Source organism: Streptomyces sp. NPDC006655 (assembly GCF_040703965.1).
Lineage (GTDB): Bacteria > Actinomycetota > Actinomycetes > Streptomycetales > Streptomycetaceae > Streptomyces.
In genome coordinates, this window is the sequence record NZ_JBEYJU010000138.1 from 1 (window position 1) to 16,930 (window position 16,930).

General features: G+C 69.6%; 18 protein-coding genes and 2 pseudogenes. 10 read left to right on the forward strand and 10 right to left on the reverse strand.

Annotation, left to right across the window (positions count from 1 at the left end):
• Nucleotides 1-255 precede the first annotated feature (255 nt).
• Entirely contained in the window at nucleotides 256-603 is a 348-nt protein-coding gene (locus AB0958_RS40900; RefSeq protein ID WP_366895562.1) for a hypothetical protein, read from the reverse strand.
• A gap of 657 nt (nucleotides 604-1,260) precedes the next feature.
• On the opposite strand from AB0958_RS40900, the gene AB0958_RS40905 reads away from it, so the two are divergent.
• From AB0958_RS40905 to AB0958_RS40925, 5 genes are all read left to right on the forward strand, one after another.
• Entirely contained in the window at nucleotides 1,261-1,842 is a 582-nt protein-coding gene (locus tag AB0958_RS40905; protein ID WP_366895563.1) for a hypothetical protein, read from the forward strand.
• Between the two features lie 430 nt (nucleotides 1,843-2,272).
• Nucleotides 2,273-2,728, forward strand: coding sequence for a transposase family protein (locus AB0958_RS40910; protein WP_366895564.1), 456 nt, complete (start codon nucleotides 2,273-2,275; stop codon nucleotides 2,726-2,728).
• Nucleotide 2,729: 1 nt separating this feature from the next.
• Nucleotides 2,730-3,362: a transposase gene (locus tag AB0958_RS40915; RefSeq protein ID WP_366895565.1), complete on the forward strand. Its 633-nt coding sequence runs from the start codon at nucleotides 2,730-2,732 to the stop codon at nucleotides 3,360-3,362.
• Between the two features lie 261 nt (nucleotides 3,363-3,623).
• Entirely contained in the window at nucleotides 3,624-3,986 is a 363-nt protein-coding gene (locus AB0958_RS40920) for a transposase (RefSeq protein ID WP_366895579.1), read from the forward strand.
• A 27-nt stretch (nucleotides 3,987-4,013) separates the two neighbouring features.
• Nucleotides 4,014-4,460, forward strand: a complete 447-nt coding sequence (locus tag AB0958_RS40925; protein WP_366895566.1) for a transposase — start codon at nucleotides 4,014-4,016, stop codon at nucleotides 4,458-4,460.
• On the opposite strand, the gene AB0958_RS40930 is transcribed toward AB0958_RS40925, so the two are convergent.
• A complete protein-coding gene (locus AB0958_RS40930) occupies nucleotides 4,432-4,899 on the reverse strand; it encodes a hypothetical protein (RefSeq protein ID WP_366895567.1) in 468 nt (155 codons plus the stop codon). The two genes, AB0958_RS40925 and AB0958_RS40930, sit on opposite strands and share 29 nt — an antisense overlap.
• A 394-nt stretch (nucleotides 4,900-5,293) precedes the next feature.
• Here AB0958_RS40930 and AB0958_RS40935 point away from each other — a divergent pair, with 394 nt between their 5' ends.
• The 3 genes from AB0958_RS40935 to AB0958_RS40945 all read left to right on the forward strand — a co-directional run bounded on the left by AB0958_RS40935 (nucleotide 5,294) and on the right by AB0958_RS40945 (nucleotide 7,103).
• Complete coding sequence (locus AB0958_RS40935; protein ID WP_366895569.1) at nucleotides 5,294-6,028, forward strand: formylglycine-generating enzyme family protein; 735 nt, start codon at nucleotides 5,294-5,296, stop codon at nucleotides 6,026-6,028.
• 294 nt (nucleotides 6,029-6,322) lie between these two features.
• Nucleotides 6,323-6,535 carry a hypothetical protein gene (locus tag AB0958_RS40940; protein ID WP_366895570.1) on the forward strand — a complete coding sequence of 71 codons (213 nt, stop codon included), beginning with the start codon at nucleotides 6,323-6,325 and terminating at the stop codon, nucleotides 6,533-6,535.
• A 151-nt stretch (nucleotides 6,536-6,686) separates the two neighbouring features.
• A complete protein-coding gene (locus AB0958_RS40945; protein ID WP_366895571.1) occupies nucleotides 6,687-7,103 on the forward strand; it encodes a hypothetical protein in 417 nt (138 codons plus the stop codon).
• On the opposite strand, the gene AB0958_RS40950 is transcribed toward AB0958_RS40945, so the two are convergent.
• Nucleotides 7,072-7,587, reverse strand: coding sequence for an N-acetyltransferase (locus tag AB0958_RS40950; protein ID WP_366895572.1), 516 nt, complete (start codon nucleotides 7,585-7,587; stop codon nucleotides 7,072-7,074). The two genes, AB0958_RS40945 and AB0958_RS40950, sit on opposite strands and share 32 nt — an antisense overlap.
• Nucleotides 7,588-8,185: 598 nt before the next feature.
• Here AB0958_RS40950 and AB0958_RS40955 point away from each other — a divergent pair.
• Nucleotides 8,186-8,782, forward strand: coding sequence for a hypothetical protein (locus tag AB0958_RS40955; protein WP_366895580.1), 597 nt, complete (start codon nucleotides 8,186-8,188; stop codon nucleotides 8,780-8,782).
• Nucleotides 8,783-8,786: 4 nt separating this feature from the next.
• Here AB0958_RS40955 and AB0958_RS40960 read toward each other — a convergent pair.
• Nucleotides 8,787-9,089 (reverse strand): annotated as a pseudogene (locus AB0958_RS40960) (IS21 family transposase); the annotation flags it as partial.
• Between the two features lie 213 nt (nucleotides 9,090-9,302).
• Nucleotides 9,303-10,739: an FAD-dependent monooxygenase gene (locus tag AB0958_RS40965; RefSeq protein WP_366895573.1), complete on the reverse strand. Its 1,437-nt coding sequence runs from the start codon at nucleotides 10,737-10,739 to the stop codon at nucleotides 9,303-9,305.
• A gap of 115 nt (nucleotides 10,740-10,854) precedes the next feature.
• On the opposite strand from AB0958_RS40965, the gene AB0958_RS40970 reads away from it, so the two are divergent.
• Nucleotides 10,855-11,820 (forward strand): Lrp/AsnC family transcriptional regulator, encoded by a 966-nt coding sequence (locus AB0958_RS40970; protein WP_366895574.1) that lies wholly within the window; start codon nucleotides 10,855-10,857, stop codon nucleotides 11,818-11,820.
• A gap of 371 nt (nucleotides 11,821-12,191) precedes the next feature.
• Here AB0958_RS40970 and AB0958_RS40975 read toward each other — a convergent pair whose 3' ends face one another.
• The 5 genes and pseudogenes from AB0958_RS40975 to AB0958_RS40995 all read right to left on the reverse strand — a co-directional run bounded on the left by AB0958_RS40975 (nucleotide 12,192) and on the right by AB0958_RS40995 (nucleotide 16,674).
• Nucleotides 12,192-12,851: a nitroreductase family protein gene (locus AB0958_RS40975; RefSeq protein ID WP_366895575.1), complete on the reverse strand. Its 660-nt coding sequence runs from the start codon at nucleotides 12,849-12,851 to the stop codon at nucleotides 12,192-12,194.
• A complete protein-coding gene (locus AB0958_RS40980; protein WP_366895576.1) occupies nucleotides 12,852-13,586 on the reverse strand; it encodes an NAD(P)-binding domain-containing protein in 735 nt (244 codons plus the stop codon).
• Nucleotides 13,587-13,690: 104 nt separating this feature from the next.
• Nucleotides 13,691-14,284 (reverse strand): TetR/AcrR family transcriptional regulator, encoded by a 594-nt coding sequence (locus tag AB0958_RS40985; protein WP_366895577.1) that lies wholly within the window; start codon nucleotides 14,282-14,284, stop codon nucleotides 13,691-13,693.
• A gap of 284 nt (nucleotides 14,285-14,568) precedes the next feature.
• A complete protein-coding gene (locus tag AB0958_RS40990; RefSeq protein ID WP_366895578.1) occupies nucleotides 14,569-15,408 on the reverse strand; it encodes a helix-turn-helix transcriptional regulator in 840 nt (279 codons plus the stop codon).
• 514 nt (nucleotides 15,409-15,922) lie between these two features.
• Nucleotides 15,923-16,674: pseudogene (locus AB0958_RS40995) on the reverse strand (SDR family NAD(P)-dependent oxidoreductase).
• Between the last annotated feature and the right edge of the window lie 256 nt (nucleotides 16,675-16,930).

Below are 16,930 nucleotides of genomic sequence, written 5' to 3' on the forward strand. Positions count from 1 at the left end.
GGCACAAGCGAACGTCACCTTCGAGATCCCCAAGGGCGAGGAGCCCGTTGTGAACGTCATGGGCCTGCCCGGCGACGGACACGACGGCAACGTGATGAGCCGCCAAGACTCGTGCACATCAATCGCTCCAGCGATCGCTGACCGCTGCTCAAACTCGTCGACCAACGCTGCCGCTGAACGTGAACGAAGCCACCCGGTCGTGACAGCCCGGGGCTCGTCCCCTGGGTGCGGTCGTGGGCAAGTCGGCCGCCGCGCTCACGTCCGCTCCAAGCAGCGCGCCGGCACCTGCCCGCCGGGGACCACGCGCCACAGGCTCCCGCAGCCGCACTCGCGGTAGTCCGGCCAGCCGCCCCGGCCGACCGCGACAGTGCAGGACGTCACCCGCTCGCCACGGCGCAGGTAGCGCACAACCGGTGAGCGCGTCGTCGCGACCGGCCCTTCGTTCCACGCGGGCCGGCCCACGGCGACCTTTCGGACCGCCTTCCACGCCGACGTGCACGACGCGGACACGGCGGCGGTGGCCGGCGGGACGCTGGACAACCCGGTCGCAAGGACAGCGGCGACAGCGGCCGCCGTGGTGAGCAGACGTCCAGTCAGATGCATACGCGGTCAACCCCGTCCCGGCCGGGCCGGTCACGGCCGCTGCCCAAGATCACCCACCAGAGGCGGCCAGGCCACTTGGCTGCCCAGCGCGTGCGCGGCCCCGCCGACGCGCGCAACGGACACCAGGCGCCCGCTTCCCTCGCCCGCCGTTCTCCCGTTCACTCCCTGCCCACTCGCCACCTTCACCAGGACCAGGGCGCGCGAGAAAACGACCTCTGAGCCCCGACGGCCGCACCATCGCCAGCGCGGGCGACGACCACACCGTTCAGCTGATGTCCCTGAACCCGGACGCCGCCTTCCACCGGGTCTGCGCCACCACGACCGGCGTCCTGACCGCACCGGCATGGCACCGCTCGTGCCTTCGTACCCCTTGCCGAAGGCGTGTCGCTGACGCGGACGCCCGCGGTCACCTCCGCTCGATCGGCTTCCCGCGACGAGCCGAAGGACGCCCGTTTCCTCGATGACACGCCGCCACCGGGCCGGGAATCCCTCCGACCGTTGTCAGGCGGTTGTTGTCCTGCGCCTCGGGTCCGACACAGGACAACGACATCGCCGGTAGGCCAGTGGTCGTGGGGTGCGAGCCCGCCGGCGGTGCGAGTGGCGCCAGGCGGGCCGGCCCCATCGTCCTCACAGCCGACGACAGGGATGAGAATCCTGATGCGAACGAAGATCACGACGTTACTGGCCACGAGCCTGCTGCTGGTGCTCGCGGCCCTCTTGGCGGGGAGCCCTGCCTCTGCGGCTCCCGGCTCGGCGGTCAGCTTCACGGCTCAGGCGCGAGCCGCGGGGCTGACCGCGGCTCAGGCGGGCGCGCTCCAGGACGAGGTGAACCGCGACCTGGCCTCCCTGGGCGGGAAGCAGGTGGCTCCCAACCGGATCCAGCTGGAAGGCGCGACGCTCTACCTCGCGGTGCCGGGTGAGGCGCATCCGCGCGACCTGACGGCCGGGACCGGGGCGACCCCGTTCTACGACCCCTGCGCCGGCGGCGGGGCCGACCACCTGCACATGTGCGCGTACAGCAAGACGTACTACACCGGCTCCGAACTCGACATGTACAGCTGCAAGCGCTACTACGTCAGCACCTGGTCAGGTCCGGGGTCGTGGGACAACGAGCAGAGTGACGGCACCGTGGCCTACATGTACGGGCCCACTGGGGCCTTCGTGTACAAGACGCCCCCGGCGCCGAGCTGGGACGCCACCGGGAACTGGTCCTCGGTCCACAGCATCGTCAACTGCTGACCGGACCGGTGCCCGCCTGAGCGAGCGCCTCCCACCGGGGCCGGCGAGTTCTCGGGGCTCCACGCACCATCCGACGGTCCCCGAGCAGTCGTCGGCGAACACCGCAGGGCGCTCGGCCGGATGTCTTCCGACCGAGCGCCCCGCCCCTGCGACCGCGACAGCCTCCGAGTCCGTCAGCGCGCCGCCAGTCGCGGAGGCAGGGGCGGCACTCGCCGCCGGCCGTCAGGCCGTCGCCGGAGTAGACGAACGCCCCGCAGCTCGGGCACGTCCAGCCCCGACCACGGGGAGCTGGCTTTGTCCACGAGATCGGGCTCTGGCACAACTTCTGTGATGCCACCACTCTGAGTGACAGACGGACCCCTTCGAGCCGTCCGCGAAGTCGCCCGAAAATGGTCCGTGGACCAGGCGGTGGGGCTGACAGTTCGGGGCCGTGGAAGAGGTCGCGCTCCGACTGAAGGAGCTGTTGTTCCCGTCGATCCCGGACGCCGCGCTGTCGGTGGACGTGGACATCGAGATAGTGCGCGTTGACGCCCAGAGCATCGCGGACGGCGCTGTGTGTCCAGTTTGCGGAGTCTGGTCGAACCGAGTTCATGGTTCCTACCTGCGGTTTCCCGCTGATGTACCGAGCGGTGGCCGAAGCGTTGTCCTCCAGCTGAGAGTCCGCCGGTTCACCTACGAGAACTCGGGCTGCGCACGCCGTACCTTCGTCGAGCAGATACCTGGCCTGACGCGCCGGCACGGTCAGCGGACCGAGCGGTTGCGCTCCACCTTGGCCGCGGTCGGTCTGGCACTCGCAGGCCTGGCCGGAGCCTGCTTCGCCCGCGTTCTCGGCGTATCCGTCAGTCGCAGCACGGTGCTCCGGCTGGTCGACGCTTCCCGAACCTGAGGTGGCCGCGCCGCGGGTGGTCGGCGTCGACGAGTACGCCACCCGCAAGGGCCGCCGCTACGGCACCGTCCTCGTCGACATCGAGACCCGCCGCCCCGTCGACCTACTGCCGGACCGGGAGGCTTCCAGTCTGGCGGCCTGGCTCGCCGACCGGCCAGGCGTTGAGGTCGTTTGCCGGGACCGGGCGCCGTTCTTCGCCGAAGGCGCCGCCGTCGGCGCCCCGCAGGCCGTCCAGGTTGCGGACCGGTGGCACCTCTGGCACAACCTGAGCGACGCCGCCGAGCGGGCAGTTTCCCAGCACCGCCACTGCCTGCGAGCCCTTGTCCCTGAGACCCCGGAACCCGAACCTGAGTCCGTCCAGGGAGAAGCACCGTCCGGTTCACCGTGGCCGACCGGGCACCGGTTCGCCGACCGCACCAGGGCCCGGCATGCCGCCGTCCACGCACTCCTGGAGGCTGGACACAGCCTGCGGTCGGTCCAGCGGCAGCTCGGCATGGCCTGGCACACCGTCAAACGGTTCGCCGACGCCTCGAAGCCGGAGGATCTGTTCACCGGCCAGTGGCGCACTTCAGGACGATCGCTGAGGTGGGCACGCTCGGAGCCTGTGGAGCAGGACCGTGCCCAGCCCTCGTGACCAGCTCACTGAGAAGGCTTCCGCTTACCGCTCATCGGGCTTGTCTGGCCGAACAAGGGTCCTGATCGGGTGATCGCGGCAGGAGCGGCGCATGAAGGCAGGGCCTCTTGGTAGTTCGGGGGTGCGATCCCGCCCGAGCAGTCCCAGGAGGCCCTGTTGCCGCAGTCTTTCGTGCTCGCGTCCCTGGAGTCCAACGCGCCGTCTCCGGCGTGTGACTGTCTCGCGCACAGGTTCGGCAACGCGGCGGATGGGCCGGACCGCGTGCGGTGTTACGGCTCCGATCTGACGGAGGCAGAGTGGCAGGTCATCCGGCCGCTGCTGCCGGTCCCCGCTTGGCTGCAGGGGCGGGGCGGGCGGCCGGAGGGTTATTGCCACCGCGTGATGTTGGACGCGGTCCGCTACGTCGTCGACAACGGCGTGAAGTGGGTCAACCTGCCCTGTGACTTCCCGCCGCACCGGCGGGTGCACGCGTTCGCCCGCCGCTGGCAGGTGACAGGTCTGCTTGCCGAGCTCCACGACCGGCTGCGCGACAAGGTGCGTCAGAAGGAAGGCCGTTCGCCGGACCCGACGGCCGCCATCGTGGACTCGCAGTCACTGCGGGCAGCGGCGAACATTCCGCGCTAGACGTCCGGGTGGGACGGCGGGAAGAAGGTGGGCGGACGCAAGCGGCACCTGGTGGTGGACTGCCTCGGCCTCGTCCTGGCCGTCGCGGTGACCGCGGCGAGCGTGCAGGACCGCGACGCCGCCGTCCCACTGCTGGAGCGGCTTCGCAACACGTACTTCTCCGTCCGCCTGGTGTGGGCGGACGGCGGCTATGCCGGGCGTCTGGTCGACTGGGCGGCCGAGAAACTCCAGCTCACCCTCGACATCGTCAAGCGCACTGACGACACGACAGGGTTCGTGGTGCTGCCGCGCAGGTGGGTGGTGGAGAGAACGCTGAGCTGGCTGATGCGCTCGCGTCGTCTGGTGCGCGACTACGAGAGGCTGCCCGCCATGCACGAGGCCATGGTGCTGTGGTCGATGACCATGCTCATGAGCGGCCGCCTGGCCGGACGCCGCCCCGGTGCTTTCAGCCGGCCGACACCGCGAGCGCGGTGAACACCCCCGGCCGCACCTGCAGGGCCCAGCCCCGCTCCACCAGGCGTTTCGCCTTCGACCGCAGCCCCTCGACCTTCGCCGGGACCGCCTGCAGCCCCAGGGCCACGGCCAGCTGCTGGCAGCGCATCCCCTCCCGGCCCGCCGACTCCAGCACCGACACGATCCGCTGGTAGTCCACCGCGAGCACCGACGTCGGCATGCCTTCACTCCGGTGCGGCACCGGCGAGCCCGTCATCGCGCCCCGCACCGGCTCCGCGACTGCCGAAGACGGCTCCGCCAGCACCTCGGCCACCGTCGTCCGGGCATCCACCAGCCGCTCAAGCGCGCGTTCCGCCGCACCGAGCGCGCCCTGCACCCGCTCGGCCTCCTCCCGCAACCCCGCGATCTCCTCCCGGACCCTCTTCTCCCGGGCCTCCAGCAGACCGAGCACCGACGGCACCAGCCACCTCCACGAGCCAGACAAGCGGACCAACCACGCCCACCTCTCCCGCCACCGACCGCAGTTCATGCCCACCTAACCCGAACCAACCGATCACGTTCGGAAAGCGGATGGCGTCTGAGACACACCTCCTGTCGGTGATGGCGATTCTTGGAAATGACCAGGACTGCTCCTCGCCTCACTCGATCAAGTCTGCAAGTGAGTGGGGAGGTTCAGTGAGCGCCGGGGCCGGGGTGAGGCTGGGGCCGCCCGCTCGTTCTGAGTCCGGGGCGCATCGCCCCGGACTGATGTCCTGGTTCCAAAGTCGGTGTGGAGGTGGGTCCATCGGCTGACGCGCGCCCAAGCCTCCGAGGTGATCATGTGGGTTGTCAGCTCGACAAGCCGAGGAGGGGCCATGCGGGTGGAGCAGGTGAACTGGGTCGACATCCCGGCCGGGTTACTACGTCGGGGAACGCCGGTCGACGAGATGGCGGCGGTGGCCCGCCGCTATGCCGACACCGGGGTACCAGTGGAGTGGTACATGAAGGAAGCCCCGCGCACGGAGATCCACGTCTCGGCCTTCCGAATCGCCCGTACACCGGTCACGGTCGGCCAGTGGGCACTCTTCGCGGCGGCCACCGGCCGAGCCGCCTCCCAGGCGCCGGCGGACCACCCTGTCACCGGGGTCACCTGGGAGGCGGCGACGGCCTACTGCCGGTGGCTCGGTGACCGGCTCAGCCTCGGGGTGCGGTTGCCCACGGAGGACGAGTGGGAACGCGCCGCGCGGGGAGACGACGCCCGGGAGTTCCCTTGGGGCAAGGCCTACCGCACCGGCCTGGCCAATCTGGCGGACCTCGGTGTCGGCACCACGCTGCCGGTCGGTTCGTTCCCCGAAGGCGCCAGCCCGTTCGGGGTGCTGGACATGGCGGGCAACGTCGACGAATGGACCTCCACCCTCTACGCCCCCTATCCCGGCGCGCCCGCCGAGGTGCCGAGCACCGAGCACTGGGCCTTCGACCGGCACATCACCCGAGGCGGCGCCTTCCGCCACGACCGGGACCTGGCCCGGTGCGCCCGCCGGCACGGCGCCTACGAGCCGGATCTCGAAGCGATCGGCGTGGGCTTCCGACTGGCGGCACCAGCCGCGTAGAACCAGACGTGCCGACATCACACGACGGACGGTGGCACCCAGACGGTGTGCTTTCTCTAGTATCCGGTGCACATACCGTACGCCCACAGGCTGTAAGTCACGCGGATCAGACTGGGGAATCAAGCCGAGCAACTCTGAGGCGGTCCGATCACAGGGTGGCCGAATTCAAGGAGCCCCATCAGCAACGGCCTTCCCGGGTTCGGCAGGAGGGATACCGCGATAGCGTCATGAGCAACACGGACGGTGCCGCTGCCCGGCCACACCGGACGAACTGCCCAGCCTGAGGGGGTTGTTGTGGACTTCACGCCTGCCGAACGCGACGCGGTCGCCGCCCACGCGTCCGCTCTGGGCCTCTCCCCCGATGAGTACATTCGCCAGACAGCAGCCGAACGGGCCCTGACCTGGCAGCGCGAACAGGAGGTCTTTCAGGCGGCCGCGCAGCGACGCGGATGCGCGGTCGAGGAACTGGTGAGGCGCGGGAGCCTCATGGACGCCGACCTCTGGTAAGAGCCCGCTCTCCGGCAGCTCTCTCAGCGGGCCCGTGAACCTGGCCTGTCCAGTTGCCCACCGGAATCTGGACCCACGTCACCGAAGGCGAGCCCGACTACGCGCCCTGCCCGCCACATCGCCCCCACCTTAGAAGGAGACCGACGGAAGAGTGCGCATCCGCCTCGGCGCCGTTCCCGTCGACTTGCCCGGCCCCGTCGCTGAGCTGGCCCTTCAACAGGTCGCGGTTCGCCGCAGCCACGCCGTTCTCGCCCGGACGGATTCGCGCTGGCTCTTCCCCGGCGGTCAGCCCGGCCGCCCGATCAGTGTCTGGGCCATGCGCGAACGACTCCGCAAACTCGGCATCCGGCTCGCCGAGACCCGCTCAACCGCTCTGTTCCAGCTCGCCACCGAGCTGCCCGCCGCAGTCCTCGCCCGCACCCTCGGCATCGACATCACCGTCGCCGTCAAATGGCAACGGGCCGCCGCCGGGGACTGGGGCGCCTACGCAGCCGAGATCGCCCGACGGAACTCGAAAGCTGACCCCTGCACCGATGTCAGACCCGTTCGAATGGCTCCGCGTACTTGAAGGTGCCCCGCAGCGCGGGGTCGTGGGCGGTCAGGGTGCGGACCTGGAAGTACTCGCCCCACGAGGGATCCGGTGCGGTGATGCCGTAGTCCGTGCTGGTGCGGAAACCGTAGCGGCCGTAGTATGCAGGGCTGCCGAGGAGGGCGACGAGGGGCTCGCCCAGGGCATCCGCTGCGCCGAGCACGGTGTGGACAAGAGCGAGGCCGATACCGCGGCGCTGGTGGTCGGGGTGCACGCTCAGCGGGCCGAGGCCCAGGGCGGGGGCAGTGCCGACATGGCCCCGGGTGCAGATTACGTGGCCTACTACCTCGTCCTTGTCGCTGAGTGCCACGAGCGACAGTTCCGGCAGCCAGCCGTCGCAGGTGCGCAGCTCGTCGAGGAGGGTTACCTCCATCGGAACCGGAGTCTCCGGCTTGGCGAAGGCCGCCGCGGTGACGGTGCTTGCGGCGGGGACATCGGCAGGCGTTTCGCGTCGGATCAGCACCGGCACAGTCTGGGCGCCAAGCTGCGGCGCCGCAAAGGATTTCTGGGTACGCCCGGCCGCCCGCCCAACCGGACTGATCGATCGCGAGCAGGACCAGCCTCAACGTCGCATGCCTGGCGGCCGCCCCCACCAGTGGCCGGTGAAGACGGCTCGCCGCTCGGACGGCGTGAGATCGGCCGCTGGCCCGGAGCCCTCCGCCTGGCGGGTGACGACACCCGTGACGAGGTCCTCATGTTCGTCGCCCCGCTCTGATCACAGAGGCATTCGGCAGTTCCAATACCCGACTCCACCATTAGCCTCGCGCTTTCGCGAGGTGGCCTGTCCGAGAGCTGATAAAAAACGCGGAAAGTGTTCCTGACCTGCAACGGTAGGACTTACTGAGGATCCTGTTGGCTGCAAGGAAAGAAGCACTCTCCGGGTGAAGAAGCGTATGGGTTCCTGCCCGCGCATCTATGCGAAGCGTCCTGCCTCTGCCACTGGTCGCGATAGCCTGCAACCTGGCGCTCATGCGGCGTTGGGGAGGGGTAGGGGGACACGGATGCTGTCGGGATCGGATTGGACTTCCCTGACCGTGGCGGTTGCTGGAGTAGGCGGCACCATGGGCGCGACAGTGCTTGCTCAGCGCGCTCGCCGGGTAGAGGTCGCCGAACAGAATCGGCGTGCGGAGCTCGAGCGACTACAGGACCGGGAGGACCGGGCAGTCCAGGCCAAGCGCGAACTCTATGCCGCTCTTAACGCGACCGCACGCGCCTATCGCACTGCGGGCAGAGACATGGTGCTTGCCCTCAGGCGTGGGGAGACAGTGGTCGCGGACGCCCTTGATGCCACACGCCAGGCCTACTACGACCAATACGCGCAGGCCCAGATGGTCCTTGGCACAACTGCCCTTGACGTGGCCAGCGAAGTCAACCAGTGCCTGGGCGCCGGCTACCACCTCGTCCGGCACCTGCCGCTGGACGGCTCGGGAGCGGAGCCTCTCCCCCGTACGGACGCGCAGCTTATCCAGGCGAAGCGGTGGTTCGCGGGGCCTCTCTCCGATGCGGTTTATCTGCTCCGGGAGGCGCTACGAGCCGAACTGGGTGTGAACGGCGCGCCGTCCGTTGAGCAGCTTGAGGCCAAGGTGGTGGCGCTGTCCCAGGCCCGAGCGGCCCTGCAACAGGAACGACAGCAGCTTTCAGAGCAACGGCAGGGATGACCGGCTCCGCGACCAGCCGCTCGTGAATCACCGACGCCTTCATCAGGATCTCGGCCCGCAACATCGCATCGACCAGCGGCGCGAACTCGTCGATCTTCCTGGGCACCACCTGGCCACTGGCCGAGCGAAGCGGCGGAGTCGCCGGACCCGCAAGGTACTTGCGGACCGTCTTGCGCTCCAGCCCCGTCTCCCGGGCGATCTCCGACAAGCTCATCGCACCGGACTCCAACAAGCCCCTAAAACGCCGTAGTTCCGACCAGCGACGCGGATCCGAGACCGCAGCCGACCACCCCCTGCCGCCGCACACCGACTACCAGCAGAGTGCCGACCAAGGTTCCTCACCGCATCAGGAACCGGCCGCGTTCATCCGTACTCGGGTGGGGACGTTCAGGTGTACGCCGACACCTCATCACTACCGTGCTCCAGCTCAGTCGATGTGCCGAAGCACGATAGTCGTCACCATCGGCGCCCACTGATGACCATCAGCCTCTCTACGAAGGCTGGCTTTCTGAACGTCGGCTCAGCGGGGTTCGCCGAACCAGCGGCGGAGCGCCGGTTCCACGTCATCCGCGCCTGCCCAGCACACGTAGCCGTCCGGCCGGATGAGCATCGCCTCGGTGTCGGCGCCCTGGCCCACCCTGTCCACCCGGTCAGACCAGGTGTCGGCGGCCTTGGCGAACGCGTCGGCCGGGTCCAGCAGGATGCCGTGCCCGGACCGCAGTAGTTCGTGCACCCGGGCCGTGCCGAGGTCCAGGTCCGGTGCGGGCCGGCCGACGAGCGGATGGGTTTCGGTGCCCGGCATCGGGTAGCGGATGGCCATCCCGGACATCAGGTCGGTGAGATAGTGCTGGACGTCCGGCAGTTGGGCCATGGCCGTGAAGATCTCCCGGGCGGCCAGCACGTCCGGATCGCGGGTGCCGGCCCAGTCCATCAGCAGGCTCTGTGCCCGGACGTTGCGCAATACGGCGGCCCCGACAGGATGCCGTTCCGCGTGATAGGTGTCGAGCAGGTTCTTTGGTGCCCAGCCGTGCACGGCGGCGCCGAGCTTCCAACCGAGGTTGAGCGCGTCCTGCATGCCGGTGTTCATTCCCTGCGCGCCGAGTGGAAGGTGGACATGGGCGGCATCGCCCGCCAGGAACACCCGCCCGTGCCGGTACTGCTCGACCTGCCGTGACGCGTTGGTGATACGGCGGGCGTAGCGCAGTTCGAGCAAGTGCACCCGCGTTCCGAACACGGTGCTCAGGCCGTGACGGATTTCGTCCTCGGTGACCGGGATCTCCCTCGGCAGTGACCAGCCCGGCCCGCCGAGGACCAGTCGGCGCAGCTGCCTGCCCTGCGGATCGGTGCCGAGCGGGAACAATGCCGCCCAGTGCCCGTCCTCGTTCCAGGTGTGCGACGTGGACGGATCGACGCCGCTCAGCCGCACGTCGGCGGCGGTGATCGTCAACGTACCGGGCTGATCGGGGAACCCGGCCCGCAGGAGCGCCCGTACGGTGCTGTGAGCTCCGTCGGCGGCGACGAGGTAGCGGGAGCGGAGGGTGGTGCCGTCGGCGAAGGTCGCGGTGACCCCGTTGTCGTCCTGGGCGAGGCCGACCAGTTCGTGGTCCCTGCGGGTGTGGAGGCCGTGCGCGGCGAGGTACTGCTCGAAGAATCCCTCGATCACTACCTGCGGCACGGACCGCCATGGCAGACGGTGCCGGTCGGAGTGGAGCGGGAGTGGGATACCGGCGAAGTGGCCAGTGGTGGCGGGGTGCTCTCCGGTGGCCAGCAAGGGTTCCAGCAGCCCTCGTTGGTCGAGTGCCTCCAGTGTGCGGGACTGCACGCCGCCTGCCTTGGACAGGTCGCTGCGCTGCGACAGCTTGTCGACCAGCACGGTCGACACCCCCGCCAGCAGCAGTTCGTTGGCCAGCGTCATTCCGGTCGGGCCGGCGCCGACGATGAGTACATCGGTGTCCATGGGCTCTCCTGGGGCTGTGTCGATCAAGACAGAAGCAACGCTGCCTTTGCCGAGTCGCCCGAGCCAGGATCCGGCTCGATTGCGTTGGTATCTGACACCATCTACCGTCGGCTCGGTGGAATCTGACTACGACGAGCTGGATCGTCGGCTCGTGCACGCCCTACAGATCGACGGGCGTGCCCCGTTCAGCACCATCGCCGAGGTTCTCGGCGTGTCGGATCGCACCGTCGCGCGCCGGTACGCCCGGTTGCGGTCGGCCGGGGCGCTACGGGTGCTGGGCGGGGTCGACCCCACCGCGCTGGGCGCCATCCTGTGGTTCCTGCGGGTGCGATGTGCACCCACCGCGTCGCTCCCCGTCGCCGAGGCGCTGGCCAGACGCCCCGACACGTCCTGGGTGAGCCTCAGCTCCGGCGGTACCGAGGTCACCTGCGTGGTCCGTACCGAGAGCGAGGCGGACAGCGAGGCACTGCTGCTGGCCAAACTCCCCCGCACCCCGCGCGTGGAGGGCGTGACCGCGCACTGCCTGCTCCACGCCTTCTACGGCGGCCCCGACAATCTGGTCGGAAAACTCGGGTCGCTGGACGCGGAGGCGATCGAGCGACTGCGCCCGCCCCCAGTGCCGCACCGACGGGGACCGGTGCGGCTCGACGACGGTGACCGCAAACTCCTCGCCCTGCTCGCCACCGACGGCCGGGCCGGGTTCGAGCAGTTGGCCGCGGCGACCGGCTGGTCGCCGACGACAGTCCGGCGCCGGATGACGGAGCTGCGAGAACACGGTCTGCTCTATCTCGACATCGACGTCGACTGGCGCATGTTCGGTGTGAACGCCCGAACCCTGCTCTGGCTCTCGGTCGCCCCCACACACCTGGAAGAGGCCGGTCAGGCGCTGGCCGGGCACCCGGAGATCGCGTTCGCCGCCGCCACGACCGGACCGACCAACCTGTACGCGAGCGTGGTGTGCACGAACCAACGGGAGTTGTACCGGTATCTGACCACCCGGGTCGCCGCACTCCCAGCCATCACACACCTCGAAACGGCACCAGTGATCAGGACCGTCAAACAGGCAGCGAACCATACATAGCAACCGGCCAGCCCCCTGCTGTTGAACAGCCGCATGGCACCCGGGATCGCCTGGCCCATGAGGAGGCGCGCCCCGGGCATCTGAGCCGAAGCACGGTGGTTGTCACCAGGTCGACGCACCACCGGGCACCAGTAGCGCGCGAAGCAGGACTACCGCCACCGGCCGGCGAATTGGCCTCGCCCCCTGGCCCGCCGCTCAGCCTGCCTAAGATGCGAATGCCAGGCGCTGATCCCGGGCCGGCCGAGTGGCGGCCCGTGACCAGGCGCCGGATCGCTCCTGCGGGCGTAGGAGCTACGGCCTGTCGAGGACTCCTGGGGTGTCATGCAGGACCACGCTCCGCTGCAGCGGAACCCGCTCCGTGCGGAGTGTGTTCACCGGTGCCGCTGGGTCAGCCATGCCGAAGGAGATGCCGAACAGGAGCTTGAGTTCCGCGGGGACGCCCAGGAAATGGCGGACGGTGTCGGCGTAGACGCCGACCGCTCGAGGTAGATGCCCTCCTCGCCGTAGCCGTCGGTGAAATCCGGGGAGGTCCGTCCCTCTTCCTCTGCCTGGAGCAGCTCTTTGGCCAGGGCGTCCCGCGCCGCACCCGAGACGACGTGCACCGTCCACGGCTGGGTGTTGCTGTTCGAGGGGGCCGTCTGTGCGTCTTCCAGCACGCCGCAGATGTCCGAAGAGGACAGGGCGGTGGGTAGGAACCGCCGGGGGGGAACGCCGGGAGCGTGCGATGTCGGTGAAGGGTGATGCGGTGCCGGGCAAGGCGGTTCCTCTCCATGGCGCGCAATCCCCGCTTCGGCCACCGTGGCGCGGCGCAGTACGGCAGGCCACGCAAGGAGGCAGCCGGCGCAAGGGCCAGGTGCGGACGCACCCTTGCGGGCACCGGCATGCTTGCGGATGCTCGCAGGCAACGGCGTGCCGGGACTGCAGGCCGCAGCGCGGGGGTTGTGCGCTCTTCGTGTTCGTCGTGTGTGTTCGTGGCGGGCCGGCGCTGCCGCCCTCGTGCCGTCGCGTGCACGAGAGCCCTGTCGGGTCACTCAGCGGTGGGCGGCGCGGTTCATCTCGACGATGTCGTCCAGGGTGGCCGTGGCCGGGCGGGCGGCGAGGCGCTCCGGGAGGCTGTCGCGGATGGCGGTGTCCTTGGCGCGGTCGGCCGCGGCCAGGGCCGCCGGCAGCTCGTCGAGGGTCAGCTCGGTGCAGTAGGCGGGGCTGTTCGGCTGCTGGCGCCAGGAGTCGGCCAGGGTGCCGGCGTCGTAGGGGTCGAAGCCGGTGTCGTCCACGAGCTGCATCGCCACCCGCCGCGCCTGCTCGGAGTCGCCGGCGACCGGAATGGCGAGGCGGCCGGGCGTTCCGGCCGGCACGCCCCGGGTCCGCTGGGTTTCGGCCAGGGCGGCGTTCCACGCCTTGACCACGGGGCGCCCCAGCTGCTTCGCGTTCCACACGCTCTCGACCTCGCCGTTGTCCACGGCCTCGATCTGCCCGCTCAGGAACGGATAGTAGTTCGAGGTGTCGATGACGACCGTCTCGGCGGGGACCGAGGCGAACAGGCGGGCCAGCTCCCCCGCCACCCCGAAGGGGATGGCCAGGACGATGACGTCCCGGCCCTGGACGGCGTCGGCGAGGTCCGTCGCGCGGGCCCCGGATTCCAGCACCTCCGCCCGGACGGCCTCGGGGCCGCGGGCGTCGGCCACCTGGACGTCGTGACCGGCCGTGCTGAGCTTGGCAGCGAGGTTCCCGCCGATGGCGCCAGCGCCTATGACAGTAATTTTCATGATTTGTCCAATGAGAGGTTGCACTGCCCCTGAGGGCAGCACAATGTGAAGGCCGGGTGGTGGTAGCACCTGGTGTTGCGGGGATCAGGGCGGGGGCCTGACGTTTACGCCTGGGTCCCCCGCTCGCGGTAGCCGCTCGCGATGAGCGTGCGCAGCCGGTCAAGCGGCTCCCCCTCGGTGCCGGTGCCCTTGATCCAGGCAACGGAACAGGCCGCGAGGAACAGGTCGTGCCCGCGCACCGACGCGCGCACGCGCCCCGCGAGCTGCGCGGCTCGCACGTACTCATCGGTGGCGGAGATGAGGATGTCGCAGGGAATCGTGAGCGGGCTGTCCGGCTCGTGCGCCCTGGCCGCGGCCATGAGTGGTTCCGGAAGGCCGCTGTAGGCGCTGAAGTAGTCCTCCATTGCCCGCAGCCACTGCTCCAGCGCCTCGGCCGGGTCGTCGAGCTGCTCGATGTCCGCCTGACGGGCCACCAGCTCCTCGGAGCGCGTCTGCAGCACGGCCGCCAGCAGTGCCTCCCGGGTGGGGAAGTGCCGGTACAGGGTGCCGGGCCCGACTCCCGCCTCCTTGGCCACCGCCTCGAGGGACGTGCCGACCCCGTGCTGCAGGAAGTGACGCTGCGCGGTCTCCAGGAGGGCCGCGCGGTTGCGCTGGACGTCCGCGCGGGGCTTGCGTCCCCGCTGTTCACCGGCGCTCATGCGCCCTCCTGCCTGTCCTGATCCTGCGGCCGCATCAAAACGGATGCTGCCTCCGTATGTATTCGAGAGTAAAACGGAGGCGGCATCCGGTCAAATCGGCGGCCCCACCACGGACCCCGGACAGCACAGGGGCCCAGGCCCACCTGTCCGGCCGCAGCGCGCAGAGCAAGAGCCGTACGGAGGTGGGTGGCATCACCAGCGCCCTGACCGGGTTCGGGACACAGGTCTCCAACTTGTTCGGCCCCTCCTGCGCCGAGCCCTGACCCATCTCCCGGCCCAGGGCGTCAGGGGGTGAGCTGCTGGTGCCCTATGACGGAGAGCAGTTCGAGCTTGCTGTGGCTCTCCGTACCAGGGCGCGTGGTCAGCACCACCAAGGTCTGGGCGCGGTTCTCGGTGAACAGAACCTGGGCGTCGACGTCGATGCGGCCGAGTTCGGGATGAAGGATGATCTTGCAGTCGTCGTAGCGTTGGGCGACCTCCTGAAGTTCCCACATGCGGACGAACTCGGGGCTGTGTTTCTGGAGTTCGGCGACGATCCGGGCGGCTCGGGGGGTGTCGCTGCCGGCTGTCAGCGCGGCCCGCAAGCGAGCCGCCTGGGCACGGCCGTGGCGTTCGTGGGCCTCCTCGGGAACCATCAGCCGTTCGGCCGGGTCCATGAACCAGCGGTAGTAGCCGCTGCGGGCCAGACCGGTGTGGCGGGTCTGGTCGCCAAGCAGCGCCACGGCCACGGGGTTCATCGCGAGAGTGTCGAACAGATCGGTCTGCACCATGGCCGGGGAGTCGTCCAGACGGTCCAGGACCCGCATCAGCGGCGGGCTGACATGTTCGGAGCGCTGGAAGCGGGCTGGGGCGTTGTGGCCGACGAGGACGAAGATATGGTCGCGCTCGTCCAGAGACAGTCGCAGCGCCCGGGCGAGAGCCGCGGTGATCTGGACGGAAGGCTGCGGAGCACGCTGCTGTTCCAGCCGGGCGTAGTAGTCGGTGGACATGCCGGCGAGCTGCGCGACCTCCTCGCGGCGCAGTCCTTGGGTACGCCTGCGCGGCCCCTCGACCAGTCCAACATCGCGGGGCCGCAGCGTCTCACGCCGGTGGCGCAGGAATTCCGCCAGTTCCTTCTTGTCCATGCCCCCATCCTCGCCGTATCCAGGCCGGCTATCCAGAGACCGCCAGTCCATGGCTGAGCAGTCCTCTGCCACCCGCGCGAAGCCGCCCATGTGTGAGGCCGATGCCGAGGCCGCCCGCGGCAGGAAGACCCGATGGGCCCTTGACCTGCATGACCGCTGGGAAATTCGTTGGCCATCGGCGGCACGCCGCAGGCCACCGGTATGGAAGGCGGCCTGCGGCGACGGTCCCGCATCGACGGCGCCCGACGCTTTGGGAGCGGCCCCGGGCCTTGTCGGCCAGCCTGGCCGAGACGACGATGTGCGCCGTGTCGGCCAGGCGCTCGCCTGCCCGACGGCACTCAGGACGGAGCCGGGGCGCCTCCTGCGCGATGAGCGTGGCGACGCCGTAGACGCTTCCTCACCGTTCCGCGTCTTCGGTGAGGCCCTCCCCCGAGGCGTTCCAGTTCGCGTTCGTCCATGATGTGGCCCAACAGGACCTGCCCGCTGTTGTTCCACGTAGGCCACTACAGGTCGGTCAGCTGCTGGCGATCATGGCGAGGACGTCGTCGTAGGAGCCGGTGGCCACAGCGTCGCGGATGAACCTCGCGCGCTCGACCACAACCTCCTTCGCGTCGGGCTTCTCTCGCAGCAGGTCGAGAGCCTGGGTGAGGAAGTCGTCCAACGGCATGGCGTGGTCGTTGTCCTCCTGGCCCAGCAGGGTCGTGCGCACCCCCGGCGGGACCATCTCGATCACCTGGACGCCGGCGTCGGCACCGGCGAGCTGGATGCGCAGGCTCTCTCGGAGAAGGAGTGCAGCGCGGCCTTGGTCGCGCTGTAGGTCGGCGTGCTCGGGTACGGGACGAACGCCAGCGCGGAGCTGACGTTCATGACGACCGCGTCATCCTTGCCCACGAGCAGGGGCAGGAAGGCGTACGTCATCCGGATCGTGCCGAGCAGGTTGACCGTGACGTGATCCTCAGCGACCTTGAGTTCGGCCGGGTCGAGAAGGTTCTCCCGCAGCATGATGCCGGCGTTGTTGACCAGGACGTTCAGTCCCGGGTGACTCGCCGCCACGGTCTCGCGGGCCCGGGCGATCGAGTCGGGGTCCGCGACATCGAGGACGAGCGCGTCGATGCCCAGGTGCTCGGTGGTGATCCCGTCGAGGAGCTCCTTGCGCCGGCCGGCGACGATCACCTTGTTGCCGGCCTCGTGCAGGCGCAGGGCCAGGCCGAGGCCGATGCCCGAGGTTCCGCCGGTGATCAGGATCGTGTTGCCGGTCATCTTCATGGGGGTCTTGCTCCTTCGGTACGGCGGGCCGGTGAGCGCCCGCAGCCTCGACCGTAGGGGAGCCCGCGCAGGGGCGGCAGAGGAAGGTTTATCCATGGATCGGTGGTCCCTTGCTGAGCCGCAGAAGACGCCACAGCTGGTCAGCGCCTCCAGACCAGGCTCCACGCGCTGCGGGACCTGATGCACCGGGCCGCCCTCAAGGCCGGGCACGATCCCGACCGGATCTCCTTCACCCGCACCCTTCGCGTCGTCCGCC